Origin of the sequence: Kitasatospora sp. NPDC059747 (genome assembly GCF_042732955.1) — a bacterium.
Lineage (GTDB): Bacteria > Actinomycetota > Actinomycetes > Streptomycetales > Streptomycetaceae > Kitasatospora.
Genome location: NZ_JBHWGV010000016.1, coordinates 23,493 through 48,884 on the forward strand (window position 1 = coordinate 23,493; position 25,392 = coordinate 48,884).

The following is a 25,392-nucleotide window of genomic DNA, read 5'->3' on the forward strand; positions in this document are numbered from 1 at the left end:
TGGTGGGGGTCCCGCGATCTGGATATCCACCGGGGGGGCGTGGGGCGGGCCCCCGCCGCGCCCCCACCGGGGGGCGCGCCGGGGCCGTTCCGTCGCTTACGCGTGGGTGGCCTCGTAGTCGGGAGCTGCTGCGGCGGCCGGGGCTTCCGGCACCTTCGGGCGCAACGCGTAGGTCAGGACGGCCAGGGCGGCGAAGATCCCCGCCGCGACGGCACCGGTGACGTGCAGCGCGGAGGTGAACGCCTCGCGCGCGGTGTGCAGGAGGTCCGCGGCCGGCCCGGCCGGGAGGTGCCCGGCGGCGGCGACCGCGCCCGCGAGGGAGTCGGACGTGCCGTGCGTGCGGGCGCGGTAGACCGCCGCGGCCAGCGCGCCGAGGAGCGCGAAGCCCAGCGAGCCGCCGAAGTAGTTGCCGGTCTCCGACATCGCCGCGGCTGATCCGGCACGCTCCGGCGGGACGGAACCCATGACGAGCCCGGTGCCGAGCGCGAACAGCGGGCCGGTGCCGAGCGCTAGGACGGCGACGCCGGTGATGGCCAGCGGCAGGCTGCCGGGACCGTCCACGACCGTCAGCAGCAGGCCGCCGAGCGCGGAGAACGCCAGCCCGCCGGCGATCGCGGTCGACCGGCTCACCCGCCGGGCCAGGAGCGGCGAGGCCATCGTGCCCACTGCCACGGCCAGGCCCATCGGCGCGAACAGCACGGCGGACGCGAGCGGCGAGTGGCCGAGGACGCTCTGCAGGTACTGCGTCACCAGCAGGCCCGTCCCGGCCATCGCCAGGCCGGCGAACACCAGCGCGACGAGGACGGCCGTGAACGGGCGGCTGCGCAGCAGGCGGAGGTCCAACAGCGGCGTTTCCAGGCGTAGTTGGCGCCGGACGAACAGCGCGCCGACCACCGCGCCCACGGCCAGGGCCGCAGAAGGCACGGCGGGCGCGCTCCCGACCGCCAGCTGCTTGAGCCCGTAGACCACCAGGAGCACCGCCACCAGCGACAGCCCCACGCCGGCGAGGTCCAGCCGCCCCGACCGGTCGCCGCGGAACTCCGGCAGCAGGAACGGCCCGGTCAGCAGCAGCACCGCCATCGCCGGCACGGCGGCCAGGAACACCGACCCCCACCAGAAGTGCTGGAGCAGGAACCCGGCGAGCACCGGCCCGAGCGCGCCCCCGGCGAACTGGCAGGTCGCCCACACCGCGATGGCCCGCCCGCGCTGCCGCCCGTCCCGGAACAGGTCGGTGATCAGCGCGAGCGTGGACGGCGCCAGCGTCGCCCCGGCGACGCCGAGCAGCGCCCGGACGGCGATCAGCACCAGCGGGTCGGTGGCGTAGGCCGCCACGACCGACAGCACCGCGAACGCCGCGGCGCCGGTGAGCAGCAGCCGCCGGCGGCCGATCCGGTCACCGAGGGTGCCCATCGTGATGACCAGGGCGGCCACCGTGAGCCCGTAGCCGTCGCTGATCCACAGCTGCTGGACGTTGGTGGCGCCCAGGTCCGCGCTCAGCCGCGGGAGCGCGAGCAGCAGCGCCGTCACGTCCATCGCGACCAGCAGGGTGGGCAGCATCAGGACGGCCAGGGCCGCCCAGGGCCGTTCGACTCGCATCTTCGTAACCTCCGGATCTCCGTACGTTGCGCGGGCTGGTCGGAGCCGGGGGAGCTTTCTTGACATCCGCCGGACGCGCGAGGGCCCTGCGACGGGAAGAGTCGTGGGAAATTTTTCCGGGAAACGTCCCGAGCGATGTCAAGACGGCGCCGGCAGCTCCGACCAACCGGTCGAGAGGGCCCCGCCGGGGCCCGCGCACCACGAGGAGCACGCGATGAAGTTCGTGATCGGCCTGCACATCAACCCGGCCGTGCTGGACGCGCTGACCGACGAGGAGAAGGCGGCGATCGGCGCCGGCCACGGCCGGTTCATCGAGGCGCTGAAGGAGTCCGGCGAGCTGATCCTCACCCAGGCGCTGGTCGACCCGTCCCAGGCGGCCGTGGTGACCGTCCGGGACGGGCAGCCGGTGGTGACCGACGGCCCGTTCCTGGAGGCCAAGGAATTCCTCGGCGGCTTCTACCTCGTCGACTGCGAGGACAAGGAGCGCGCGATCGAACTCGCGGCGCAGATCCCCGACGCCGCGATCCCGGGACTGGGGGTCGAGGTGCGCCAGGTCATGTTCTCCGACGGACACTTGGAGGCATGACGCACGGCACGACCCCCGGCAGTTCGCAGGGCATGATCCCCGGCACGCCCCCCGGAACGACCCCCGGCCGTCCGCACGGCACGGCGGTGCACGAGTTCGAGGACCTGCTGCGTGAGCTCGCGCCGCAGGTCCTCGGCACGCTGGTGCGGCGGCACGGGCAGTTCGAGGGCTGCGAGGACGCCGTGCAGGAGGCCGTCCTCGCAGCCGCCGTGCAGTGGCCGGACGAGGGCGTGCCGGACAACCCGCGCGGCTGGCTGGTGACGGTCGCCTCCCGCCGCCTCGTCGACCGGATGCGCAGCGACCACGCGCGCCGCGAACGCGAGGCGGCGACGGCGTCCGAGGTGCGGCCCGAGGACGTGCCGGACAGCGACGACACGCTCGTCCTGCTGTTCCTGTGCTGCCACCCGACCCTGACCGCGGCCTCCCAGACCGCCCTGACCCTGCGGGCGGTCGGCGGCCTGACCACGGCCGAGATCGCCCGCGCGTTCCTGGTCCCGGAGGCCACGCTCGCGGCCAGGATCAGCCGGGCCAAGCAGCGCATCAAGGCCGCCGGCAGCTCCTTCGCGCTCCCCGAGGGCGGGGAGCGCGAGGAGCGGCTGCGGGTGGTCCTGCACGTCCTCTACCTGATCTTCAACGAGGGCTACACCGCCTCCTCGGGCACCGACCTCGACCGCCCCGACCTCGCCCGCGAGGCGATCCGCCTCACCCGCACGGTGCACGCCCAGCTGCCCGACGACCCCGAGGTCGCCGGTCTGCTCGCCCTGATGCTCCTCACCCACGCCCGCCGCGAGGCCCGTACGACCTCCGCCGGCGACCTGGTCCCCCTCGCCGACCAGGACCGGACGGCCTGGGACCGCACCCTGCTCGACGAGGGCCTCGCCCTCGCCAAGGCGTCCCTGGCCGGCCCCGCCCTCGGCCCGTACCAGCTCCAGTCCGCGATCGCCGCGACGCACGCGGCGGCGGCGACGGCCGAGGAGACCGACTGGCACCAGGTGCACGCGCTGTACCTGATCCTCGAACGCATCGCCCCCAACCCGATGGTCACCCTCAACCGCGCGATCGCCCTCGCCGAAACCGAGGGCCCCGAGGCCGGCCTGGCCCTCCTCGCCACCCTCGACGCCGACCCGAGGATGGCCACCCACCACCGCCTCCTCTCCGTCCGCGCCCACCTCCTGGAACGCACCGGCGACCGGACCGCCGCCCACGACCACTACCGCCGCGCGGCCAGGGCCACGGCGAGCACCGCCGAACAGCGCTACCTGGAGTCGCGGGCGGCCCGGCTGCGGCCGTAGCCCTGCGGGCGTAGCTCTGCGGGCGGCATCGCCCGTTCGAGTGCAATCCGGGCTTCGCGGGCGGTTGGTTGTGCCTCGAACCGGCGTGCCGCTCGCGCCGCGGCTTGGGATTGGTTTCGCGATACTGTGGGTGCCGGTTCCGGTGGTGGTGCCGGCTGGGCTTCAGGGGCGCTTGACCTGCGTGTTTTTGGGGGAGTGACACATGGCCGTCAGTCTCGACAAGGTCGAGCGGAGTGCACCTGCGCTGGTGAGCCTCTACAAGACGGCCGACGCCTCGGTGGAGCGGCGCGGGCTCAGCGGTCAGCGCGTCGCGGTGTACCTGGTGATCGACTACTCCGGTTCGATGAGGCCCTTTTACAAGGACGGCAGTGTCCAGGCGCTCGCCGACCGGGTCCTGGGGCTGTCGGCCAATCTGGACGACGACGGGAGCGTGCCGGTCCTCTTCTTCTCCACCGAGGTCGACGCCCAGACCGAGATCACCTTGGAGGACCACGAGGGCCGGATCGACCGGATCGTGGCCGGCCTTGGCCACATGGGCAAGACCAGTTACCACGTGGCGATGGACGCGGTGGTCCGGCACTACCGCGAGAGCGGTGCCACGGCCCCGGCCCTCGTCCTGTTCCAGACGGACGGCGGGCCGATCAACAAGGGCGCGGCGGAAGCGCGCCTGTGCGAGGCGGCGAAGCTGCCGATCTTCTGGCAGTTCATCGGCTTCGGCGACCCGGACAGCAGGCAGTTCGACTTCCTGCGGAAGCTTGACGAGTTGGCGGTCCCGGAGAAGCGGCCCATCGACAACGCCGGTTTCTTCCATCTGGGGCGTGATCCTCAGGGGATCTCCGACGCGAAGCTGTACGACCTGATGCTCGCCGAGTTCCCCAGCTGGCTCGCGGCCGCCCGGGCCCAGGGCATTGCGCCGGAGGGCCCGGAGCCGCAGGCAACGGCTGCTCCACGCGCCGAGCGCCCGGGGACCCTGCCCGAAAGCCGGGAGCGCCAGGGCCTCTGGGCAGGTCTGACCAAGTGGCTGGGAAGGTGACACCGCACCGGCCGGCGGCGTGAGCCCGGGTTTGCGGATCGCCCACGCCCACCTGCACGGTCCCGAAGTCCCAGCGCAGACATCGCGGAGCAAGTAACTCGCCGGTAATTGCTGTCGGGGATCTTGGCGATGACGGTCGGCCATGCCCTCGACGTCTCAGTCTCCAAGATCCCCGACCTCGTCACCCGCGATCAGCTCTGCGTCTCCTCGCGGCGTCCGACAGCGGCCGCATCGGGTACGACGAGCAGCTTGCCGGTGGTACGCCGAGCCTCCAGATCGCTGTGGGCCTGGGCGGCCTCGGACAATGCGTAGCGGCCCGTTACGGTGACCTCAAGCGCCTTGGAGCGCACCCACCCGAACACATCGGCGGCCCGTCGGAGCAGTTCGGACCGATCGGCGATGTAGTGCCCGAGGCTGGGCCGGATCAGGGTCAGCGAACCGCCGTGGGCGAGCCGAATCGGATCGAACGGCGGCACGGCACCACTTGCCGCGCCGAAGAGCACGAGATGGCCGCGGGTTCGCAGGCTGGCGAGGCTCGCATCGAAGGTGTGCGCGCCGACGCCGTCGAAGACGACCGGCAGTCCCTGACCGCCGTTGAGCCGCTTCACCTCGGCTGCGAGATCGTCGACTGCGGAGGAAAGGATCACCTCGGCGGCCCCGGCACGCTTCGCCAGCTCGGCCTTCGCCGTGGTCGACGTCGTGCCGATCACCCTGCCGCCGAGCTGGGTGATGAGCTGGGTCAAAAGCAGCCCCATGCCGCCGGCAGCCGCATGCACGAGCACCGTGTCGCCCCCCTGAACCGGGTAGGCGTCCTTGACGAGATAGTGCGCGGTCATGCCTTGGAGGAGCACGGCGGCGGCTGTCTCGAAGCCGATGTCGTCGGGCAGCGGCACCAGCCGGGAGGAGTCCACGACGGCCCGCTCGGCATACGTGCCGGGAATCTCCACCCAACCGACCCGGTCCCCGACCGCGACGTCAGTGACGCCGGGTCCGACTTCGACGACCGTGCCGGCGCCCTCGGCGCCCGGGGTGAAGGGCAGCGGGACGCTGTACCGGCCTTCGCGGTGGTAGACGTCGAGGAAGTTGACCCCGGATGCGGCGACCTCCACGACCGCTTGGCCCGGGCCCGGCGTCGGTTGATCGACATCGACCAGTCGCAGCACCTCGGGACCGCCCACTTCGGACATCTGAATCGCTCGCATGACCCCTCCTGAAACGGGAAACATCCCTCACCAACTCCACTCGTGACGATCCTATTTCCACTCGCGGTGAGGTGTCGTAGCCGTCACGTTCAGGTCAGCGACATGAAGCCGGCCGTGCCGCGGCAAGTGTCCTGGAGCCCGAGGCGGCGGCCGAGCATCGTTCAGCGTGCCGGCTCAGGAGGCTCGGTGGGCCTGTCGAAGGAGGTATTCCCGTTCATCAACGTCGTACACGAGACCCTCAACCCTGCCCCGTAGCGACCACTTCCTACCGGCGGGTCACTTGTTCCCCGGTGTCTGCGCTGGGGCTTCGGGGCCTGCGCGCCGAGCGCGGACGCACGCGCGGAGAGATCGTGATCCGCATCTGAAGCGGGACGCGGCGTGGATGGGCCGGTCCGCCTGACGGCGGTGGCGGCGGCCGGCTCCGCTGCGGGGGTGGTCAGATCAGGAGCAGGGTCTTGCCCAGGGCGGTTCGGCTTTCGATCGCGGCGTGCGCGTCCGCGGCGCGCTCCAGCGGGAAGGTCTGTCCGATGACCGGCCGGACTCGGCCCGCGACCGCTTCTGCCATCACCTGTTCGGCCCACCGGTGCATCCGCGGCCTGAACCCGTAGAGCTGCTCGATTCCGATCACCTCGACTCCGCGCCTCCGCGCTTCCGCGGGCTCGATCACCGTCAGCTGACCGCTGGAGGCGCCGTGCACGGAGAACCGGCCGTGGCGGGCCGTCACCTCGAACGCGGCCCGGCCGATCTCCCCGCCCACGCCGTCGAACACGACGTCGACTCCCGCGCCGCCGGTCGCCCGGAGGACCTGCTCGGTCCAGTCCGGTGCGGAGTAGTCGACCGCGGCCTCGGCCCCCAGGCTGCGGATCAGGTCGAGCTTCCGTGCCCCACGGGCGATCCCGATGACCCTGGCCCCGGCCGCCCGAGCCAACTGGACCAGCAGGCTGCCGACACCGCCGGCCGCCGCCTCGACCAGCACCCACTCCCCGGCAGCGATCCGCGCCCCCTCGACGAGGCCCGTCGCGGTGCTGCCGTCCGTGTGCAAGGCTGCGGCCTCGCGCGGGCCCAGCCCTTCGGGTACCGGGATCAGGCTCTCCGCGTCGGCCGCCACCCGCTCGGCGAAGGCACCCGTCGCCCCGGCGTCGGCCAGAACGAGGCGGCCGATCCAGCTCGGATCCGTTCCTTCCCCGGTCGCGCTCACCCGGCCGGCCACCATGCCGCCCGGTACGTACGGCAGGTCGGGTCTGGCGTGCCACCGGTCGACGCCGCGGCGGATCTGCGTCTCGACGAACGTGATGCCCACGACGGACACCTCGACCATCACCCGTCCCGGTCCGACGACCGGCTCCGGTGCCTCGCCCGGAACCAGAACCTCCGGGCCCCCGAAACGCACCGCCTGCACCGCTCGCATGCTGATCACTCTCCTGTCCGGATGACGACGACTCCGACAACGCGGATTTCCTCGGCCTCGACCGAGGTTCGGCCCCGGTGAAGTTCATGATCCCAAGGTAGAAGCTCAAGCCGACTTGAGGTCAAGCGCCGGAGTGCGGAACGAAATCCGCGACCCGGATGGGTGTCCACCTTCCTTCGTGGCTCTCAAGTAGCCGACTGGGAAGTCTTGTTGCTGCGTCATGCCGCCCGTTCGGCGCCTGCGGCGGTGTGTTCGGCCTCCGGATAGACTTCGAAATTCCCGGCCCCCGTAGCACACACGAAGAGGGTCGACGAGTCCGTCCGCCCGGTGGCGGCCACTTCGGCACCTCGGCGCGATCCCGCGCGGCCATGCCGCGAACCGCGTGCCGCAAGGCGAGCAGAGAGTAGGCATTCGTGAATCACCCTCAGACCACGTCGTCCGGCGGACTGCTGGTCATCGGCAGCGCCGCCGCTGCCGACGCTCCTGGAGCGGGTCTGTGCGCCGTCCGCTACGACGGCACCGGCGCCATGAGCCTCGTCCGGATATTGCCGCTGGACCACCCCTCCTATGCGGCTGTCGATCCGACGCGCGGGGTCGTCCACGCCGTCCTGGAACGGGCGGTTGGAGGGGTCGTGTCCCTCCGGGTGGACACCGACATCGACATCGACACCGGGTTCCAGGGGACGCCTTTCGTCGCCGTCAGTGGTGGCGCGGGCCCCTGCCACATCGTGGTCCACCCCAGTGGTTCGCACGTCTTCGCGGCCCACTACGGCGATGGCGCCCTCTCGGTCGTTCCCATCGGTGCCGACGGCATGGTCGCTGCTGCCGGGCCGGTGCAGATCGTCCGGCACCCGGGCCGGGAGGCGTCCGGGGATTTGCTCACGTCCCCGCACGCCCACATGGCGGCTCCCTCACCGGACGGGCGGTTCCTGCTGTGCACCGATCTCGGTACCGACCGGGTCTATGTCTATGCCTTCGATCCGGACAGCGGCCTGCTCAGCGCCCACCGGACGGTGCAACTGTCGGCGGGCAGAGGCCCTCGGCACCTCGTGTTCCATCCGTCGGGCCGGTACGCCCACGTTCTGAACGAACTCTCCTCGACCCTCACCGTGTGCACCTGGGACGGGCTCTCCGGCCGCCTCGAACCGGTTGCCGAGGTCGAGACCCGACAGGATCCGGGCGCGCCGAATGCCAACTCCGCCGCCGCGCTCCGGCTGTCCGGGGACGGCCGCTTCCTCTACACGACCAACCGCGGCGACGACGCGATCGCGATCCACGCCGTCCACGACGACGGCGCGTCCGTGGAACTGCTCACCGCCGTTCCCTGCGGCGGCACTTGGCCGCGTGACATCGCACTCACCCCCGACGGCCTTCTCCTCTTCTGCGCCAACCAGCGCTCCGATACGGTCACGGCCTTCCACCGCGACCCGTCCAGCGGCCGCCTGAGCCCGGCGGGGGAGTCCCTGGTGGTCACCGAGCCCACGTCCGTCCTGCCGATCGGCGGCTGAGCGGACGAGGCGGGAGGTGCCTGGTGCGGGTGGGACGCGGGGTGCTCCTCAGGACAGGGCGGCCGGCGCCTGCGCGGCGAGCATCTGCTCCAGGGCCACCAGGGCGCGCGGGGTGTGCCGGGTGTCGATGCGGACGGCGTAGATGAAGCGGGTCAGCTCCGGGTCGGCGAGGGGGCGCGCCACGACCGGGTCCCGCGCGATCAGCGTCCGGCGCAGTGTCCGTGGCGCCGGTAGGGGGGATGAAGTCGTAGTCGTAGCTGAGGGCCAGGTCCATGGCAGAAGATCGGCCGGCGGGCGATCGGGGGGCACGCGCCGCGCGGGCGACGGCGCTTGCCCTCGGTCCGGCGCCGACCCCTTGACACCGCTCGGCCACAGCCCTCAGGATCGGCCCGTGAACCTGTCAGACAGCCAGACAGCAGGATCGGCCCCTCGCCGCGTGAGCGCGATGGAAGCGGTGTTCGGCCACCTGCGCGGCGCCATCGAGCGCGGCGAGTACGCCGTCGGGGACAAGCTCCCCTCCGAAGCGGAGCTGTGCCGCACCCTGGAGGTCAGCCGGCCCGTGCTGCGGGAGGCCCTCCGGGCCCTCCAGACCATGGGCCTGACCGTCTCCAAGACCGGCAAGGGCACCTTCGTCGTGGCGAACACCGTCGAGGACCCCACGTTCGGCGACTACGCGGCCAGTGACCTCCTGGAGGTGCGCCGGCACGTCGAGATCCCGGTCGCCGGGTACGCGGCGCTGCGCCGCACCCCGGAGGACCTCGACCACCTGGCGCACCTGCTCGACCGGATGGAGCGGGAGACTGACACCACCGCTTGGGTCGCGCTGGACACCGTCTTCCACCTGGCGGTGGCCGAGGCCTCCCGCAACCCGGTCTTCCGCCGGGTGATCGAGGAGATCCGTGACGCACTGGCGCGTCAGTCCACCTTCCTCAACGAACTCGGCGGCCGGCGCGAGCAGTCGAACTGCGAGCACCGGGCGATCGTCGAGGCGCTGGTCGACGGTTCCGAGCCCGACGCGGTCGCGGCGATGTCCCACCACCTCCACCGCGTCGAGGCGACCCTCACCGACATCGTGCGCCCCGGGCGCGCGGACACTCCCACGGAAGGCAGATCCGAGGCGTGAGCGAGCAGTTCCTCAAGGACGAGAAGCGCCCCACGACCCGTCACGTCGACGCCGGTGACACCGGCTACAGCAAGTCCCTGAAGCCCCGGCACGTCAACATGATCGCCATCGGCGGTGCCATCGGCACCGGCCTGTTCCTCGGCGCGGGCGGACGGCTCGCCGACGCCGGGCCCTCCCTGTTCGTCGCGTACGCCGTCTGCGGCGTCTTCGCCTTCCTCGTCGTGCGCGCGCTCGGCGAGCTCGTCCTGTACCGCCCGTCCTCCGGGGCCTTCGTGTCGTACGCCCGGGAGTTCCTGGGGGAGAAGGGCGCGTACACCGCGGGCTGGATGTACTTCCTCAACTGGGCGACCACCGGCATCGCCGACATCACCGCCGTCGCCACGTACACCCACTACTGGCACCTGTTCTCCAGCGTCCCGCAGTGGGTGATCGCGCTCATAGCCCTGGCCGTGGTGCTGACCGTGAACCTCATCTCGGTGCGGATCTTCGGCGAACTGGAGTTCTGGTTCGCCATCGTCAAGGTCGGCGCGCTGCTGGTGTTCATGGGCATCGCGATCTACCTGCTGGTCACCCGGCACCCGGTCGACGGCGCCGTCCCCGGTCCGTCCCTGATCACCGGCAACGGCGGGATCTTCCCCAACGGCCTGATGCCGATGCTGCTGATCATCCAGGGCGTCGTCTTCGCCTACGCCTCGGTGGAACTCGTCGGCGTGACGGCCGGGGAGACCGAGAACCCCGAGAAGATCATGCCGAAGGCGATCAACTCGATCATGTGGCGCGTCGGCCTGTTCTACGTCGGTTCGGTGCTCCTCCTGTCGATGCTGCTGCCCTGGAACAAGTACAGCTCGGGCCAGAGCCCGTTCGTGACCGTGCTCTCCCACATCGGCGTCCCGGCGGCCGGCGGCGTGATGAACCTGGTGGTCCTCACCGCGGCCATGTCCTCGCTCAACTCCGGCCTCTACTCCACCGGCCGCATCCTGCGCTCGATGGCCGTGAGCGGCTCGGCCCCCAGGTTCACCGCCCGCATGAGCCGCACTCAGGTGCCGTACGGCGGCATCCTGCTGACCAGCGGCATGTGCGTCCTCGGCGTCGGCCTCAACTTCGTGGTCCCGGCCGACGCGTTCGAGATCGTGCTGAACTTCGCGGCGATCGGCATCCTCGCCACCTGGGGCATGATCATGGTCTGCCACTACCTCTTCTGGCGAAAGACCCGCCAGGGCGAACTGACCCGGCCCGGCTACCGCCTGCCCGGCTCGCCGTGGACCGAGCTCGTGACGCTGGTTTTCCTCGTCTCCGTCCTGGTCCTCATGTACGCCGACGGCGGCGCCGGGCGCACCACCGTGCTGTGCCTGCCGCTGATCGGCGGAGCGCTGGTCGCGGGCTGGTACGCGATCCGCGGACGGATCGCGCGCGCTGCCGCCGACTCGGACAGCTGAACCAGGCATCTGCGCACGGAATCTGACGGCTCGTCATGCCATCGTCGCGGGCCGCCACCCGTCGGCACACCGCTCAGCAGCACCTCCACCACCGAACGAGGACGTCATGTTCAGCAGTCCCCTCGCGGACGCGCCCGCGATCCGCGAGCCCCGCCACGTGCCCGTCGCCCACGTCACCCGGGGCGCAGTGGTCGAGGGCACCCACCACGGCTCCGTCGTTGTCCTCGGCGGCGACGGCGGCGACGGCGGCGACGGCGGCGACGGCGGGGTCCGGTTCCGGCTCGGCGACATCGAGGCCGCCTGCTACCCGCGCTCGGCCCTCAAGCCGGTCCAGGCCGTCGCCATGGTCCGGGCGGGGCTGCCGCTCGACGGCGAACTGCTCGCCCTCGCCATGGGCAGCCACTCCGGCGAGGAGCGCCACCTCGCCGGAGCCCGGCGGATCCTGGACCTCGCCGGCCTCTCCGAGGACGACCTGCGCAACGTGCCGGACCTGCCGTACGACCCGGCCGTGCGCGACACCTGGGTCCGGGACGGCCGCTCGCCCTCCCGGCTCGCCCAGAACTGCTCGGGCAAGCACGCCGCGATGCTCTACCTCTGCAAGCTCAACGGCTGGCCGCCGGAGGACTACGACGAACCCACCCACCCGCTCCAGCGGGTGATCGCCGCGACCGTCGAAGAGCTCACCGGTCAACGCATCGCGCACGTCACCGTGGACGGCTGCGGCACCCCGCTGTTCGCGGTCTCCCTGCACGGCCTCGCGCGCGCCGCCGCCCGCATCGCCACCGGCACGCGCGGCACGCCCGAGTCCCGGGTGGCGGGTGCGCTGCGCGCGCACCCGGAGATGGCCTCCGGCGCCGGACGGGACGTGGCCGCGCTGATGCGCGCGGTGCCCGGACTGCTGACCAAGGACGGCTTCGAGGGCGTCCAGGTCGCCGCACTGCCGGACGGCCGCGCCATCGCCGTGAAGATCGCCGACGGCGCGAACCGGGCACGCGTCCCGGTGGCAGCGGCCGCGCTGGCCCTGGCGGGAGTCGACCCGCGGCTGCTCACCGGGTTCGCGGGGGAGCCGGCGACCGGCGGTGGCCGGCCCGTCGGCGGTGTCCGGCCGGTGGCCGCGCTGGACCCGTCGGCCCTGCTCGCCCCTGCGTGACCCGACCCGCCATTCCCTGAAGAAGAGGACCCGCACACCCATGACCGCCGCCACCCGCAGTGAACACGACCTGCTCGGAGACCGCGACGTCCCCGCCGACGCCTACTGGGGCGTCCACACGCTGCGCGCCACCGAGAACTTCCCCATCACGGGCACGCCCATCTCCGCCTACCCGCACCTGATCGACGCCCTCGCCGCCGTCAAGGAGGCCGCGGCCCTCGCCAACGAGGAACTTGGCCTCCTGGAGCCCGCGAAGGCCGGGGCGATCGTCGCCGCCTGCCGCGAGATCCGGGCCGGCGAGCTGCACGACCAGTTCGTCGTCGACGTCATCCAGGGCGGCGCCGGCACCTCGACCAACATGAACGCCAACGAGGTCGTGGCCAACCGCGCGCTGGAGCTGCTGGGGCACGCCAAGGGCGAGTATCGCCACCTGCACCCCAACGAGCACGTCAACCTCGGCCAGTCCACCAACGACGTCTACCCGACCGCCGTCCGGATCGCGACCGTGTTCGCCGTGCGCGGCCTGCTCGACGCGATGGCCGTCCTTCAGGACGCCTTCGCCCGCAAGGCCGTCGAGTTCCGCGACGTCCTGAAGATGGGCCGCACGCAGCTGCAGGACGCCGTGCCGATGACGCTCGGGCAGGAGTTCTCGACGTTCGCGGTCATGCTCGACGAGGACCGCAGCCGGCTCGCGGAGGCCGTCGAGCTGATCCACGAGATCAACCTCGGAGCCACCGCGATCGGCACCGGCCTCAACGCGCCCGCCGGATACGCCGAGTCCGCCCGACGCCACCTCGCCGACCTCACCGGGCTGCCCCTCGTCACGGCGGCCAACCTGATCGAGGCCACGCAGGACTGCGGCGCGTTCGTCCAGATGTCCGGCGTGCTCAAGCGCATCGCCGTCAAGCTGTCGAAGACCTGCAACGACCTGCGACTGCTGTCCTCGGGGCCGCGCGCGGGCCTCGGCGAGATCAACCTGCCGCCGGTGCAGGCCGGTTCGAGCATCATGCCCGGCAAGGTGAACCCGGTCATCCCCGAGGTCGTCAACCAGGTCGCCTTCGAGGTGATCGGCAACGACGTCGCCATCACGATGGCCGCCGAGGGCGGGCAGCTCCAGCTCAACGCCTTCGAACCGATCATCCTGCACTCGCTGTCCGAGTCGATCACCCACCTGCGGGCGGCCTGCCTCACCCTCGCTGAGCGCTGCGTCGTCGGTATCACCGCCAACACCGAGATGCTGCGCGCGACCGTCGAGAACTCCATCGGCCTGGTGACCGCTCTCAACCCGCACATCGGGTACACGGCGGCGACCGACATCGCCAAGGAGGCCCTCGCCAGCGGCCGGGGCGTGGCCGAGCTCGTCCTGGAGAAGGGGCTGCTCCCGGCCGAGAGGCTCAGCGCGCTGCTGCGGCCCGAGGTGATCGCGGGCAGCGGCCTGCCCGTGGCCTGACGGCGGACGCGGCAGGTGGCCGGACGACGCGCCGCCGCACCGGGGTTCCGGTGCGGCGGCGCATCGTGCGCCCATCGTTCGAGCGGGCGCCGTGGTCGTGCCTGCGCACGGTGAGGGTCGGACCGCGGCCTCCGGATGCTCCTTCGGCCCGGGGCCCGGGAGGGCCGTGGACCCGCACGCGCTACGGAGGGTCGCTGCGAGGGCGGGTCGCTGCGAGCGCGGGTCGTGTCCTCCGAGGGCCGGCCCTCACCGTGCCGGGGCGAAGCCTCCCCCGACGGACGCGGAACCGCCCGCCGACTGGGCGTCCACCCGGTAGCTGTCGTTCGCGGAACTGCGGAGGCCGGTGGCGTGGTTGTACTGGCCCGCGAACTCGTGCTGGCCGGCGGGCACGGTGCGGCCGGGTTTGAGGACCCAGCGGTAGACCAGTGCGCCGCCTGACTCCTGGGCGGTGACGGTGAAGTCGTCGCTCGGCAGGGTCCGCCAGTTGCCGGTGTCGCGCACGTCGCCGGTCTGCGCGATGCGCAGCTCGACGGTGAGCGAGGTGAGCGGTTGGGCGGTCCTGAGGGTCAGGTTGTCCTGGCCCCAGTAGACGGTGCTGTGCGCGTCGATCGATCCCTCCGACCACAGCGGCCCGTTCTGGGCGCGGCTGCTCGAGGACGGGGTCGGGCGCGGACTTGCCGGGGCGCTGGTGGCCGGTGCCGGTGCTTGAACCGGAGGCGTGGAGGCAGGTGGGGCCGACGGCGTCGGCGAGGGCGCGACCGTCGGTGAGGGGGCCGAGGGAGCGGTCGTGGTGGTGTCCGACGGGGGCTGGGTCCGGACGATGCTCGCCACGGCGAAACCGCCGGTGGCCAGGATGCCGGCGGTGGCGAGGCCGGCGAGCGCGGCCTTGGGCCATGACCGCAGGCCCGCCCGCGCGCGGTGACGGGCGGCGGGGCCGGCCGCGCCGCGCTGGACCCGGGCCAGCATCCGCGCGCGGTCGGGCTGGTGGGCCTCGGCGGCCTCGCACAGCTGCCGGGCGATGTGCTCGTTCACCGGTTCCTCCTTCCTGTCGCCAGTTCGCCGACCGCTCGCGCGCCGAGCAGCTGTTGCAGCTCGGCCATCCCCTTCGAGCTCTGGCTCTTCACCGTACCGACCGATATGCCGAGCGCCGCCGCGGTGTCCTTCTCCGAGAGGTCGAAGGCGTGGCGCAGCACCACGCAGGCCCGCTTGCGGAACGGCAGCCGGGCGAGCGCCGCACGGACGTCCAGCACGGCTGCCACGTCCGGTCCGTCGGTCCTCTCCGGGCTGCGGGTCCAGAACAGCAGGACCCGGCGCCGCTCGCGGACCGCGCTGCGGATCCGTGCGCGCGCCATGTTGGCGACCACCCCGCGGGCGTACGCGAGCGGGTGGTCGGCGGCGCGGAGCCGGTCCCAGCGTTGCCACAGGGCGATCAAGGCGTCCGCGGCGAGGTCGTCGGCGGCGTCCGTCTCACCGGTCAGGAGGTGGGCGAGACGGGCGAGTTCGGCGTAGTGGCGTTCGAAGAAGTCGTGGAACTCCGCGGACGCGTCATCGAGGAGCATGTCCCCCGGTCGCCCTCTCCCTGCAATGTGAGCGTTAACAATCGGCATGAGCGTAGCAGTGCCCGTTTCCCGGACGCGGCGGTGGTCGCCCCGCAGGGGCGTCCCCGACGGCCGACGGGCGAGCAGTGCGGTCAATGCCGGGCGAACTGGACTTGGGTCGGCTGGGCGACGTCCGGCCTCACGGCGATCCCGTCGACGGTGAGCTGCTCCCCGTAGATGTCGGTGATCCTGAGAGGGCCGCCGCACCCGCTGCCGTCCGGGGAGAGGAAGTAGTTGTAGTCGGTGCGGGACAGCTGCCGCCAGCCGCCGCCGGTCCTGACCTCCAGGGCAGCCACCGGGTTCCGGTGGCCGATCACCTGGATCCCGCACCACCACTGGCTGGATCCGGTCTTGTACCGGATCGACATCGTGGCGGGGGCCGCGCCGGGGCTCAGCAGCGTCCAGGTGATCGGGAGGCGGCCCACCGACAGGTCCGCGAGCTTGGCGAAGGCCTCGTGGCTCAGGTCGAGCTGCCCGGGTGCGCAGGGCAGGGGGCAGTCGTTGACGATCCGCACCGTGATGCTCGTCCCGTTGGCCGCGCGCACGAGCACGTACGCCCCGCACGCGCCGGACGTCTCGTAGTCGGTGTGGTTCATCGCCGCGATCATGAGGTCGCCGGACGGGCCGAACGAGCAGGCGCCGTTGCCGTCGGCGGCGTCGTAGGACGTCGCGACGCCCTGGTAGCTCGCCCCGGGCTTGATCCGTCCGGCCAGGGAGGCCGTGGCCGCCGCTGCGGTGCGGGTGCTGCCGGCGGCCGACGGCGAGGGCGAGGTCGTGGTGACGGACGGCCGCGGCGAGGCAGTGGCCGACGGCGAAGGGGTGCCGGTGGCCGAGGGCGAGGGTGCGGGGCTGGTGACCGTCGGCGCCGCCGTCTCGGGCGTGGCGGTGGCCGGGACGGCGGCGCCCGGTGGGGTGCCGGCCAGGGCGCTCGGCTCGGTGGCCGCGACGGACGCGCCGGCGGGTATCCCGGCGTCGACGACGACGCCCCCGCCGTCCGGCAGGAGTGCGAGGGCCAGGCACACCAGCGCACCGACCGCGATCACTGCCAACGGTATGCCCAGGGCCAGCCGACGGCTGCGGCTCGACAGCGGAGCGGCATGCTTCGTTGCTTTCATTCCCGTCCATTCGGTAGATCGACTCGGCGTCGCACCCACCAGTGGGCACCGGGGACGGAAAGGTTGCCGTGCGGGCGCAATTTTTTTCGGCGCGGGGCACGCTCAGCCCGACGCCCGGACGACCAGTCGGGTGGGGAGCACCACCGACTCGCCGCGTTCCGGGTGCCGCAGCAGCAACTCCATGGCACGGGAACCGAGTTCCTCCACCGGCTGGCGGACCGTGGTCAGCCCCGGCCGGCACCGCGCCGCGAGGGGGGCGTCGTCGAAGCCGATGAGCGCCACGTCCTCGGGCACCCGCAGGCCGTGCCGCCGCAAGGTCCTGAGGGCCCCCGCGGCCATCTGGTCGGAGGCGGCGAACACCGCGTTCAGCTCGGGGCGCTGGTCCAGCAGCCGCTGCATCGCGTGCTCACCGGAGGCGCTGCTGAAGTCGCCGTACGCCACGGCGGGCCGCATCGCGGCCATCGCGGCCATCGCCTGGTGGTAGCCGGTCAGCCGGTCCGCGCCGGCGGCGGTGTCCGGTGGCCCGGCGATGGTGGCCACCGAGCGGCGACCGGACGCGCACAGCCGCCGCACCGCGTCCCTCGCGCCGACGAGGTTGTCCGCGTCGACGAACGCCACCGCGCCCGGCTCCGGCGGCCTGCCCAGCGACACCACGGGCACCCTGGCCGCGTGCAGCAGCCGGGTGAGCGCGGTGTCCCCCCAGGGCCCGACCAGCAGCACGCCGTCGACGTGGCCGCCGCACAGGTAGCGCACCAGCGGCGGCCGCCGGGAGCGCCTGGGCACCGTGAAAACGGCCAGCTCCCGCTCCGCGCCCGGAAGGGAGCGCCGCAGCCCGGCCAGCAGGCGTACGGGGAAGGCGTCCGCGTGGTACTGCAACGGATCAGCGAACACCACGATGGCGACGACACCGGTCTCCCGGGTCCTGGCCGCCCGTCGGCGGACGTACGCCAACTCGCGCGCTGCGCGTTCCACCCGGGCCGCCACCTCCGAGGAGACCCGGGCGGAACGGTTCAGCACCCGGGAGGCGGTGGCGGTGGAGACGCCGGCGCGACGGGCGACCTCGGCCAGCGTCGGAGCGGGATCGTCATCGTGAATGGGCTCGGGCATGGGGGGCCGTCCTGGATCGGTCCTCGACACGGGAACTGCACCCCCGGACCTGCCGCCCACCCCGGGCCACCGCCCCTGCCAGCTTGGTCGGTTGAACGACCAGCGTCAAGGGATCCGGCACCGTCACACGCAGGGGTCGGGCAGCGCGCCCCGGCGGATCACCTCCGCGTACCACCGGGCGCTGTCCTTGGCGGTCCGGGCCTGCGTGGCGTAGTCCACGTAGTACAGGCCGAACCGCTTGCCGTAGCCGTACGCCCACTCGAAGTTGTCCATCAGCGACCAGAGGAAGTAGCCCCGCACGTCCGCGCCGGCGGCGATCGCCCGCCGGACGGCGTCGAGGTGGCCGCGCAGGTAGTCGATGCGCTGCGGGTCGTGCACCGCGCCCTCCGGTGTCGGCCGGTCGTCGAAGGCCGCACCGTTCTCGGTCACCATCAAGGGCAGCCCGGGGTGTTCGCGGTGGAGGCGCAGCAGCAGGTCGGACAGGCCGGTCGGGTCGATCGGCCAGCCCATGGCGGTGCGCCGGCCGGGCGCGTGGTGGAAGAGCACGTCGGCACAGCCGGCAAAGGGGGACTGGGCGCCGTCGCCGTGGCCGGCGTCGCTCGCGGCTGCGGAGTCCGGGGCCTTCCCGTCGGGCAGGGCCGAAGCCACCGCGGGGGTGTAGTAGTTGACGCCCAGCAGGTCGATCGGCCGGGCGATCGTGGCCAGGTCGCCGTCGTGGACCAGCGCCGGCCAGTCGACCAGGTGTCCCGTGTCGGCGAGCAGGTCCTCGGGGTAGCCGCCGTTCAGCATCGGTCCGGTGAAGACGCGGTTGCCCACCGCGTCGACCCGCCGGGCGGCCTCGCGGTCCGTGGCAGAGTCCGTGAGCGGCCGCACCTCGTGCAGGTTGAGCGACACGGCGATCCGCGCCTCGCGGGGCAGTGCCGTGCGCAGTGCCTCGACCGCGAGGCCGTGGCCGAGGTTGAGGTGGTGGGCCGCGCGCAGGGCGGCCGCCCAGTCGGCGCGGCCCGGGGCGTGCACCCCTGAGCCGTAGCCGAGGAAGGCCGAGCACCAGGGTTCGTTGAGGGTGGTCCAGAGGTTCACCCGGTCTCCGAGCGCGTCCGCCACCAGCGTGGCGTAGTCCGCGAAGCGCTCCGCGGTGCTGCGGGCGGGCCAGCCCCCTGCGTCCTCCAACTCCTGTGGCAGGTCCCAGTGGTAGAGCGTGACGGCCGGCTCGATGCCGTGTTCCAGCAGCTCGTCCACCAGGCGCCGGTAGAAGTCCAGGCCGCGTTCGACGGCCGGCCCGCGTCCGGTCGGCTGCACCCGGGGCCAGGACACCGAGAACCGGTAGGCGCCCAGGCCCAGTTCGCTCATCAGCCGGACGTCCTGCCGGTAGCGGTGGTAGTGCTCGGTGGCGCGGTCGCCGGTGTCACCGCCGTCCGTCCGTCCCGGGGTCCGGCTGAAGGTGTCCCAGATCGAGGGTGTCCGCCCGTCCACGTCGACGGCCCCCTCGATCTGGTACGCGGCCGTCGCGGCTCCCCAGAGGAAGCCGGCGGGGAAGGCACGGACGGAGGTGTCGGCCGGAGCTGACTCGGGCCGTGCGGAAGTCATGACTGTGTTCTCCGTTTCGGTGGGAGTGGGCGTCAGCTCTTGACCGCGCCCGCGGTGATGCCGCCGACGACCTGCCTGCCCAGGACGGCGAACACCAGCAGGAGCGGTGCGGTCCCGAGCAGCGAGCCGGTGAGGATGACGGCCTGGTCGGAGTCGTACGATCCGCCGCCGAGGCCGGCCAGCGCGACCTGGACGGTGGGATTGCTCTGGCTCAGCGCGATCAGCGGCCAGAAGAAGTCGTTCCAGGACTGCACGAAGACCAGCATGCCGAGCACGGCCATCCCGGGCCGGGCGATGGGCAGCACCACGCTCCACAGGATCCGCAGGCTGCTCGCGCCGTCCACCCGGGCCGCCTCGACCAGTTCGACCGGCAAGGCCTCCGACAGGAACTGCCGCATGAAGAACACGCCGAACGCGGCCACCAGATTCGGCAGGATCACCGACTGCAGGCGGTCGGTCCAGTGCAGCCGCGCCATGATCTGGTACAGCGGGATGACGCTCAGCTGGGCGGGCACGGTCATCGTCGCCACCACCAGGCTCAGCAGGGCGTTGCGGCCCCGGAATGGCAGCCTGGCGAAGGCGAAGCCGGCCAGCGTCGCGAACAGCACCGTGCTCGCGGTCACGCAGCCCGCGACCACGACCGAGTTGAGCAGCGCCCGGCCCATGTGGACCTGGTTCCACGCGATGTCGAGGTTGTGCCACAGGCTCCCGCCGGGCAGCAGCGGCGGCGGGGTCTGCGCGATCCGGGTGCCGGAGGTCGAGGCGCCGACCAGGGTCCAGTACAGCGGGAAGAGGGAGAGGACGGCGACGACGATCAGTACCGCGTACGTGAGCGGTCCGGCTCCGGTGAGGCCGCGTGCTCCCGCACGCCGCCGCTGGTTGACGGCCATCGGTGCTCAACCCCCGTTCCGGGCGCGGCGGATGCGGACCAGGGCGAGGTTGAGCGCGCCGATGGCCAGCAGGATCAGCAGCATCGTCCAGGCCACGGCGGCGGCCCGGCCGAGGTGGAAGGCGTACCAGCCCTGGTCGTACAGGTACAGCCCGAGGGTCTGGTACTGGTGGGCCGAGCCGCCGCTGTGGCCGGTCGCTCCGCCGCCGAACAGCAGCGGCTCGCCGAAGAGCTGGGTGGCCCCGATGCCGGAGACCACGACGGTGAACAGGATGGTGGGCCGGATGGACGGCACAGTGACGTGCCGGAACTGCTGCCACCGGCCGGCGCCGTCGAGCGCGGCCGCCTCGTACAGGTCGTGCGGGACGGCCTGCATGGCGGCGAGGTAGATCAGGGCGTTGTAGCCGGTCCAGCGCCAGGTGACGATCGTGGAGACGGCGATCTGGGAGCTCCAGGTGCCGCCCTCCCAGTCGACGCGCCCCAGGCCCAGGTGGCCCAGCAGCCAGTTGATCATCCCGTAGTCCCGCCCGAACAGCAGCGTGAACACCAGGGTGGCCGCCGCGATCGAGGTCGCGTAGGGCGCGAGCATCGCGATCCGGAAGAAGCCCCGGCCGCGCAGGCGGTAGTTGAGGAGGTGCGCCAGGCCCAGGGCCATCAGCAGCTGCGGCACGGTGGACAGCACACCGATGGTGACGGTGTTGCGCAGGGCGTTCCGGAACAGGTCGTCGTGGAGCAGCCGGGTGTAGTTGCCGAAGCCGCGCCACTGCATCTGGTCAGGTGTCTGGAGGTCGACGCTGTGCAGCGACACCCAGCCCGTGTAGACCAGCGGGAACAGGCCGAACGCCACGAAGCAGACGAAGAACGGCGCGACGTACAGGTACGGCGAGGCCTTCAGGTCCCACCGGTAGAGCCGGGCGCGCCAGGGGCTTGGCCGTGGGGGAGCGGGGCGTGGCGTGCCCCGGGAGGTGGCCGGGGCGGCCTCGTCGAGCATGGTGGTGACCTCTCTGGGGGAGCGGACCGGGCGAAGGGCGGGAAGCCGGCCGTCAGTCGCCGACCTTGTCGTCGATCTCCTTGACCGCGTTGCTCCACGCCTTGGCGGGGTCGCTCTGGTGCTGCTCGATGCTGAGCAGGGCGCCGTTGGTGAGGGTGTCCTTGACCAGGCCGTCCCACTCGCCGATCACGGTCGGCCGGATGGACTGCGCGGTGGCGGCGTAGATCTGCCCGGTGGGCGTGTCGCCGAAGAAGTCGAGCCTGGCGTTCTGCACCTCCGGCCGGCTCAGCGCCCCGGAGGTGGAGGGCAGGTTGCCGACCGTCGTGAAGACCCTGGCCTGCTGCGCGGGTGCGGTGAGCCAGGCGGCGAGCGCCTCGGCCTCCTTCCGGTGCTTCCCGGCCTTCGGCACGGTGAGGAAGGAGCCGCCCCAGTTGCCGGGGGCCGGGGCGCCGGCGATGTCCCACTTGCCCTTGTTGGCGCTCCCGGACTTGTCGGCGACGATGGCCGTCATCCAGGACGGGCAGGCGACCGTGGCGAACCCGGAGTTGGCGAACGCCTGGTACCACGGTGTGTCGAACTGCTTGAGCCCGGCGCTGATCCCGGCCTGGACCGCACCGGTGGCCAGGGCCCAGGCGCCCTTGACGCTGGGGCTGTTCTTGTAGTCCAGGCGGCCGCCGCCGTCGTCGTACTGCGTGGTGCTGGAGGACACCACGGCGTTGAACAGGCCGCCGGCGGAGTCGGTGAAGAAGGTGCCGGCGGGCGCCTTGGCCTGGTACTGCTTGCCGGTCTCGACGAACTTGGCCCAGTCGCCCTGCCAGAGCCTGGCCACCTCTTCGCGGTCGGTGGGCAGCCCGGCCTGCTGGAACAGGTCCTTGCGGTAGCAGATCGCCATCGGACCGATGTCGGTGCCCAGGCCGATCGTGCGGCCGTCCGCCGTGGTGGCCTGCTGCGACTTCCAGGGCAGGAAGGCGTTCTTGTCGACCCCGTCCGCCGTGCCGAGGTCGACGAACCGGTCCGCCTGCTTCTTCACCACCTGGGCGATCCGGCCGACCTCGACCGCCTGGATGTCGTCCAGGCCGCTGCCGGAGGCGAGGTGGGTCTGCAGGGCGGGGTAGTAGTCGGTCTCCTGCTCGACGGTGTGCTCCACGATGGTGATGCCGGGATGCTCCCGCATGTAGGCGTCGAACAGGCCGGCCTGCTTGTAGCCGAACGTGCCGTAGTCGCCGACGGTCAGGGTGATCTCGGAGCCGGAGGCCCCGGTGCCGGTCGAGCCGGAACCCGCGCTGTCGCAGCCGGCGACCAGTACGGCGCTCAGGGCCACGGCCACGGCCGCGGCGATCGGCAGCGGCTTGCGTACGGGGACGATGGCGGCTGCTCTGCCGCCGCGAGTGGTGCCGGGGTTCCGCATGGCCGAATCTCCTTGTCCAGGCTGGTCCATGGCTGCGCCGCGCACGTGTGGCGGCCGGAGGTGCTCGGAACTGAGTGCGAACGCTGGGTGGGAACGGTGGTGTGCGCGGTGGTGCGAGTGGTGGTGCGAGCGGTGGTCCGCGCACAGTGGGAGCGCTCCCACCGCGATGTGGGAAGATTGCTTCGCCGCGCGAGGCGTGTCAAGGGCGTGCATCGGCTCCGTTACCGGACCGTGTCGTCCGACTGTCCTCGCCGCGGTCGCCGTCGTCCGTCGTCCGCCGGGAGAGCGATCATGAGCCGAGCCGCGCAGCAGCAACCCGCTGCCCGCCCCACCCTGGAGGCGGTGGCAGCGCGGGCCGGCGTGGGCCGGGGCACGGTGTCCCGGGTCATCAACGGCTCGCCCAAGGTGAGCGCCAAGGCCCGCGCGGCGGTCGAGCAGGCCATCGCGGAACTCGGCTACGTCCCCAACCAGGCGGCGCGCTCGCTGGTCACCTCCCGGACCGACGCGGTCGCGCTGGTCATCCCCGAGAGCGTCGCGAAGCTGAGCTCCGAGCCCTACTTCTCCGACATCATCACCGGAGTCTCCGCCGAACTCGGGGAGTCCGACCTGCAGTTGCTCCTGGTGCTGGTCCGCGACGAGCACGAGCGGGAACGGCTGACCCGCTACCTCACCGCCCGCCGGGTGGACGGTGTCCTGCTGGTCTCGGTGCACGAGGACGATCCGCTCCCCGAGCTGCTGGAGCGGCTGGAGCTGCCCGCCGTGCTCAACGGCCGCCGCTCGGCCGAGGAGCCGCTGAGTTATGTGCACGCCGACAACGCGGGTGGCGCCCGAGCGGCCGTCCGGCACCTGCTGTCCCGGGGCAGGACGGCGATCGGGACCGTCACGGGGCCGCTCGACATGGAGGGCGCCGCGGCGCGCCTGGCCGGCTACCGGCAGGCGCTCGCCGAGGCCGGCGTGCCGGCCGACGAGGGGCTCGTCGCCCACGGGGACTTCACCGAGCGCGGCGGACGCGAGGGCATGCGGGAGCTGCTCGCCCGTCGGCCCGGCCTGGACGCGGTGTTCTGCGCTTCGGACCTGATGGCGGCGGGTGCCTTGCAGGTGCTGCGCGAGGCGGGCCGGCGGGTGCCGCAGGACGTCGCCGTGGTCGGTTTCGACGACTCCGTGGTGGCCCGGCACACCGAGCCGCCGCTCACCAGCGTTCGCCAACCGACCGAGGAAATGGGCCGGTTGATGGTTCGGCTGTTGCTCAAGGAGATCGCCGAGCCGGGCCGGTTCCGCCGGCAGACGGTCCTGCCGACGGAACTGGTGGTGCGGGAGTCGGCCTGACTACGGGCCGGCCAGGTGGGTGCGGTAGCCGGCGCCGAAGGCCGTCGGAGTGCCGTCGTAGGCGCTGATCAGCGCCGGTCCGCTGCTGCAGTCCCAGGTGTTCCAGGCCCACGCGAGGTAGGAGACGCCGTGCTGGTCCAGCCACGGCAGCAGGGCGTCCAGGTAGCCGTGCGCGCAGTCGTTCTCGCCCAGCTCTCCGGTCACGACGGGTACGCGGGCCGCCAGCGGGCCGATCTGCGCGTCCCAGCAGGAACTGCTGCCGCAGGCGTTGAAGTTGTACGAGTGCCAGGACGCGGCCAGGTTGTGCAGGGGATCGGTCGGCTGGTGGGCGGCCCACTGGGTGAGGTCGTTGGCGTACTCCTGGCCGCCCAGCATCAGGACGTTGTCGGCGCCGGTCGAGCGCACCGCGTCGACCATCGCCTGCATGCCGGCGACCTGGAAGCCGATCCCGGGGCAGCTGCCGCCGTCCCGCCAGCAGGCCCAGCCACTGGCCTCGCTCCCGGTGGCGCGGGACGGGTACGGCTCGTTGAACAGGTCGAAGACGGTCGAGTCGTCGCCCTTGAAGGTCTGCGCCACCGAGGTCCAGAACGGGAGCGCACCGGCGGCGTCCGGCATCGGCTTCTGGCAGGTGGCGTTGGCGTCGGAGCAGCCGGCGGACGGTCCGGTGTACGCCCCGTCGGTCCAGTGCAGGTCCAGGATCGCCACCAGGCCGTTCCGGTGCAGGAGGTCGACGTAGCTCCGCACCGCGCCGATGTAGGCCGGGCCGGCGTAGGCGGGGTCGACGTTGGAACGGCCCAGCCAGCAGTCCTCGTTGAGCGGCACGCGGACGGCGTTGACGCGCCACGACTTCATCGCGGTGACGGACGCCTGGTCGGCCGGGCCGTCGAAGAAGCCGTGGCCCTGGACGCACATGAACTCGGCTCCGGAGCGGTTGACCCCGTGCAGGGCGATCGGGGTGCCGTCGGCCTTCGCCAGCGTGCTGCCCGAGACGTGCACGGCCGGGGCCGGCCCGCCCGGCGGCGGTGTGGTGGTCGGTGTGGGGGTGGGTGTGGGAGTCGGTGTGGGGGTGGGGCTCGGTGACGGGCTCGACTGCGGCCCGCAGGGGGTGCCGTTGAGGGTGAAGGTGGTGGGGGCGGTGTTGGGGCCGTTGTCGGTGAAGTTGGCGCTGGTGGTGTAGGTGGCGCCGGGGTTGATGGTGGGGGCGTAGGAGGGGTTGGTGGCGGTGACGGTCTGTCCGGTCTGGGTCCAGGTGCCGTTCCAGCCGTTCTGGAGGGTCTGGTTGCCGGTGTAGGCGTAGGCGAGGGTCCAGCCGTTGATGGGGGTGGTGCCGGTGTCGGTGATGGTGAGGTTGGCGGTGAACCCGCTGCCCCAGTCGTTGACGGCGTAACTCACACCGCAGGAAAGGCCGGCGGTGGGGGCGGCCGTCGCGGTGAGGGGGAGTACGGCCAGGGCGGCGCACGCGGCGGTGGCGGCCGCGAGGGCGGCGGTGCGGGGCGGGACGGTCCGGGGCATGCCGAGCTCCTCGGGGGTGGGGGCCGGGGCCCCCCGTGCCGCCCCGGCCCGCGGAGGGCCCCTCGCGGTGCAGGT

General features: G+C 72.3%; 22 protein-coding genes. 9 read left to right on the forward strand and 13 right to left on the reverse strand.

Annotated features, from left to right (window positions below):
* Positions 1-96: 96 nt before the first annotated feature.
* Positions 97-1,596 carry an MFS transporter gene (locus tag ACFV4G_RS09725; RefSeq protein WP_380438328.1) on the reverse strand — a complete coding sequence of 500 codons (1,500 nt, stop codon included), beginning with the start codon at positions 1,594-1,596 and terminating at the stop codon, positions 97-99.
* A gap of 214 nt (positions 1,597-1,810) precedes the next feature.
* Here ACFV4G_RS09725 and ACFV4G_RS09730 point away from each other — a divergent pair, with 214 nt between their 5' ends.
* From ACFV4G_RS09730 to ACFV4G_RS09740, 3 genes are all read left to right on the forward strand, one after another.
* A complete protein-coding gene (locus ACFV4G_RS09730) occupies positions 1,811-2,182 on the forward strand; it encodes a YciI family protein (protein ID WP_380438330.1) in 372 nt (123 codons plus the stop codon).
* A gap of 32 nt (positions 2,183-2,214) precedes the next feature.
* Positions 2,215-3,474, forward strand: coding sequence for an RNA polymerase sigma factor (locus tag ACFV4G_RS09735; protein WP_380438450.1), 1,260 nt, complete (start codon positions 2,215-2,217; stop codon positions 3,472-3,474).
* 202 nt (positions 3,475-3,676) lie between these two features.
* The gene (locus ACFV4G_RS09740) at positions 3,677-4,507 is read left to right on the forward strand and encodes a vWA domain-containing protein (protein ID WP_380438332.1); all 831 of its coding nucleotides are present in this window, start codon (positions 3,677-3,679) and stop codon (positions 4,505-4,507) included.
* A gap of 191 nt (positions 4,508-4,698) precedes the next feature.
* Here the strand turns inward: ACFV4G_RS09740 and ACFV4G_RS09745 are convergent, their stop codons facing one another.
* Positions 4,699-5,709, reverse strand: coding sequence for a quinone oxidoreductase family protein (locus ACFV4G_RS09745; RefSeq protein WP_380438334.1), 1,011 nt, complete (start codon positions 5,707-5,709; stop codon positions 4,699-4,701).
* 436 nt (positions 5,710-6,145) lie between these two features.
* Complete coding sequence (locus tag ACFV4G_RS09750) at positions 6,146-7,117, reverse strand: zinc-binding dehydrogenase (RefSeq protein WP_380438336.1); 972 nt, start codon at positions 7,115-7,117, stop codon at positions 6,146-6,148.
* 413 nt (positions 7,118-7,530) lie between these two features.
* Between ACFV4G_RS09750 and ACFV4G_RS09755 the strand changes: the two genes are divergently transcribed.
* Positions 7,531-8,625, forward strand: coding sequence for a lactonase family protein (locus ACFV4G_RS09755; RefSeq protein ID WP_380438338.1), 1,095 nt, complete (start codon positions 7,531-7,533; stop codon positions 8,623-8,625).
* Positions 8,626-8,673: 48 nt separating this feature from the next.
* Here the strand turns inward: ACFV4G_RS09755 and ACFV4G_RS09760 are convergent, their stop codons facing one another.
* A complete protein-coding gene (locus tag ACFV4G_RS09760; RefSeq protein ID WP_380438340.1) occupies positions 8,674-8,808 on the reverse strand; it encodes a hypothetical protein in 135 nt (44 codons plus the stop codon).
* A gap of 262 nt (positions 8,809-9,070) precedes the next feature.
* Here ACFV4G_RS09760 and ACFV4G_RS09765 point away from each other — a divergent pair, with 262 nt between their 5' ends.
* From ACFV4G_RS09765 to aspA, 4 genes are all read left to right on the forward strand, one after another.
* Positions 9,071-9,748 (forward strand): FadR/GntR family transcriptional regulator, encoded by a 678-nt coding sequence (locus tag ACFV4G_RS09765; protein ID WP_380438452.1) that lies wholly within the window; start codon positions 9,071-9,073, stop codon positions 9,746-9,748.
* Positions 9,745-11,184: an amino acid permease gene (locus ACFV4G_RS09770; RefSeq protein ID WP_380438342.1), complete on the forward strand. Its 1,440-nt coding sequence runs from the start codon at positions 9,745-9,747 to the stop codon at positions 11,182-11,184. The genes ACFV4G_RS09765 and ACFV4G_RS09770 overlap by 4 nt, the downstream gene beginning before the upstream one ends.
* Positions 11,185-11,290: 106 nt before the next feature.
* A complete protein-coding gene (locus ACFV4G_RS09775; protein ID WP_380438344.1) occupies positions 11,291-12,334 on the forward strand; it encodes an asparaginase in 1,044 nt (347 codons plus the stop codon).
* Positions 12,335-12,374: 40 nt separating this feature from the next.
* On the forward strand, positions 12,375-13,784 hold the full coding sequence (gene aspA, locus ACFV4G_RS09780; RefSeq protein WP_380438346.1) for an aspartate ammonia-lyase: 1,410 nt from the start codon (positions 12,375-12,377) through the stop codon (positions 13,782-13,784).
* A gap of 246 nt (positions 13,785-14,030) precedes the next feature.
* Here the strand turns inward: aspA and ACFV4G_RS09785 are convergent, their stop codons facing one another.
* The 8 genes from ACFV4G_RS09785 to ACFV4G_RS09820 form a co-directional block, all read right to left on the reverse strand.
* Positions 14,031-14,816 carry a hypothetical protein gene (locus ACFV4G_RS09785; protein ID WP_380438348.1) on the reverse strand — a complete coding sequence of 262 codons (786 nt, stop codon included), beginning with the start codon at positions 14,814-14,816 and terminating at the stop codon, positions 14,031-14,033.
* Positions 14,813-15,343, reverse strand: a complete 531-nt coding sequence (locus ACFV4G_RS09790; RefSeq protein ID WP_380438350.1) for a SigE family RNA polymerase sigma factor — start codon at positions 15,341-15,343, stop codon at positions 14,813-14,815. Before ACFV4G_RS09790 ends, ACFV4G_RS09785 begins: the two co-directional genes overlap by 4 nt.
* Before the next feature lie 131 nt (positions 15,344-15,474).
* Positions 15,475-16,497, reverse strand: a complete 1,023-nt coding sequence (locus tag ACFV4G_RS09795) for an expansin EXLX1 family cellulose-binding protein (protein WP_380438352.1) — start codon at positions 16,495-16,497, stop codon at positions 15,475-15,477.
* Between the two features lie 102 nt (positions 16,498-16,599).
* Positions 16,600-17,604 carry a LacI family DNA-binding transcriptional regulator gene (locus tag ACFV4G_RS09800; protein WP_380438354.1) on the reverse strand — a complete coding sequence of 335 codons (1,005 nt, stop codon included), beginning with the start codon at positions 17,602-17,604 and terminating at the stop codon, positions 16,600-16,602.
* Positions 17,605-17,727: 123 nt separating this feature from the next.
* Positions 17,728-19,191: a glycoside hydrolase family 1 protein gene (locus tag ACFV4G_RS09805; protein WP_380438356.1), complete on the reverse strand. Its 1,464-nt coding sequence runs from the start codon at positions 19,189-19,191 to the stop codon at positions 17,728-17,730.
* 32 nt (positions 19,192-19,223) lie between these two features.
* Positions 19,224-20,081 carry a carbohydrate ABC transporter permease gene (locus ACFV4G_RS09810; RefSeq protein ID WP_380438358.1) on the reverse strand — a complete coding sequence of 286 codons (858 nt, stop codon included), beginning with the start codon at positions 20,079-20,081 and terminating at the stop codon, positions 19,224-19,226.
* Between the two features lie 6 nt (positions 20,082-20,087).
* Complete coding sequence (locus ACFV4G_RS09815) at positions 20,088-21,071, reverse strand: carbohydrate ABC transporter permease (protein ID WP_380438360.1); 984 nt, start codon at positions 21,069-21,071, stop codon at positions 20,088-20,090.
* A gap of 52 nt (positions 21,072-21,123) precedes the next feature.
* The gene (locus ACFV4G_RS09820) at positions 21,124-22,479 is read right to left on the reverse strand and encodes an ABC transporter substrate-binding protein (protein ID WP_380438362.1); all 1,356 of its coding nucleotides are present in this window, start codon (positions 22,477-22,479) and stop codon (positions 21,124-21,126) included.
* 291 nt (positions 22,480-22,770) lie between these two features.
* Here ACFV4G_RS09820 and ACFV4G_RS09825 point away from each other — a divergent pair, with 291 nt between their 5' ends.
* On the forward strand, positions 22,771-23,805 hold the full coding sequence (locus ACFV4G_RS09825) for a LacI family DNA-binding transcriptional regulator (protein WP_380438364.1): 1,035 nt from the start codon (positions 22,771-22,773) through the stop codon (positions 23,803-23,805).
* On the opposite strand, the gene ACFV4G_RS09830 is transcribed toward ACFV4G_RS09825, so the two are convergent.
* Complete coding sequence (locus ACFV4G_RS09830) at positions 23,806-25,317, reverse strand: cellulase family glycosylhydrolase (protein WP_380438366.1); 1,512 nt, start codon at positions 25,315-25,317, stop codon at positions 23,806-23,808.
* Between the last annotated feature and the right edge of the window lie 75 nt (positions 25,318-25,392).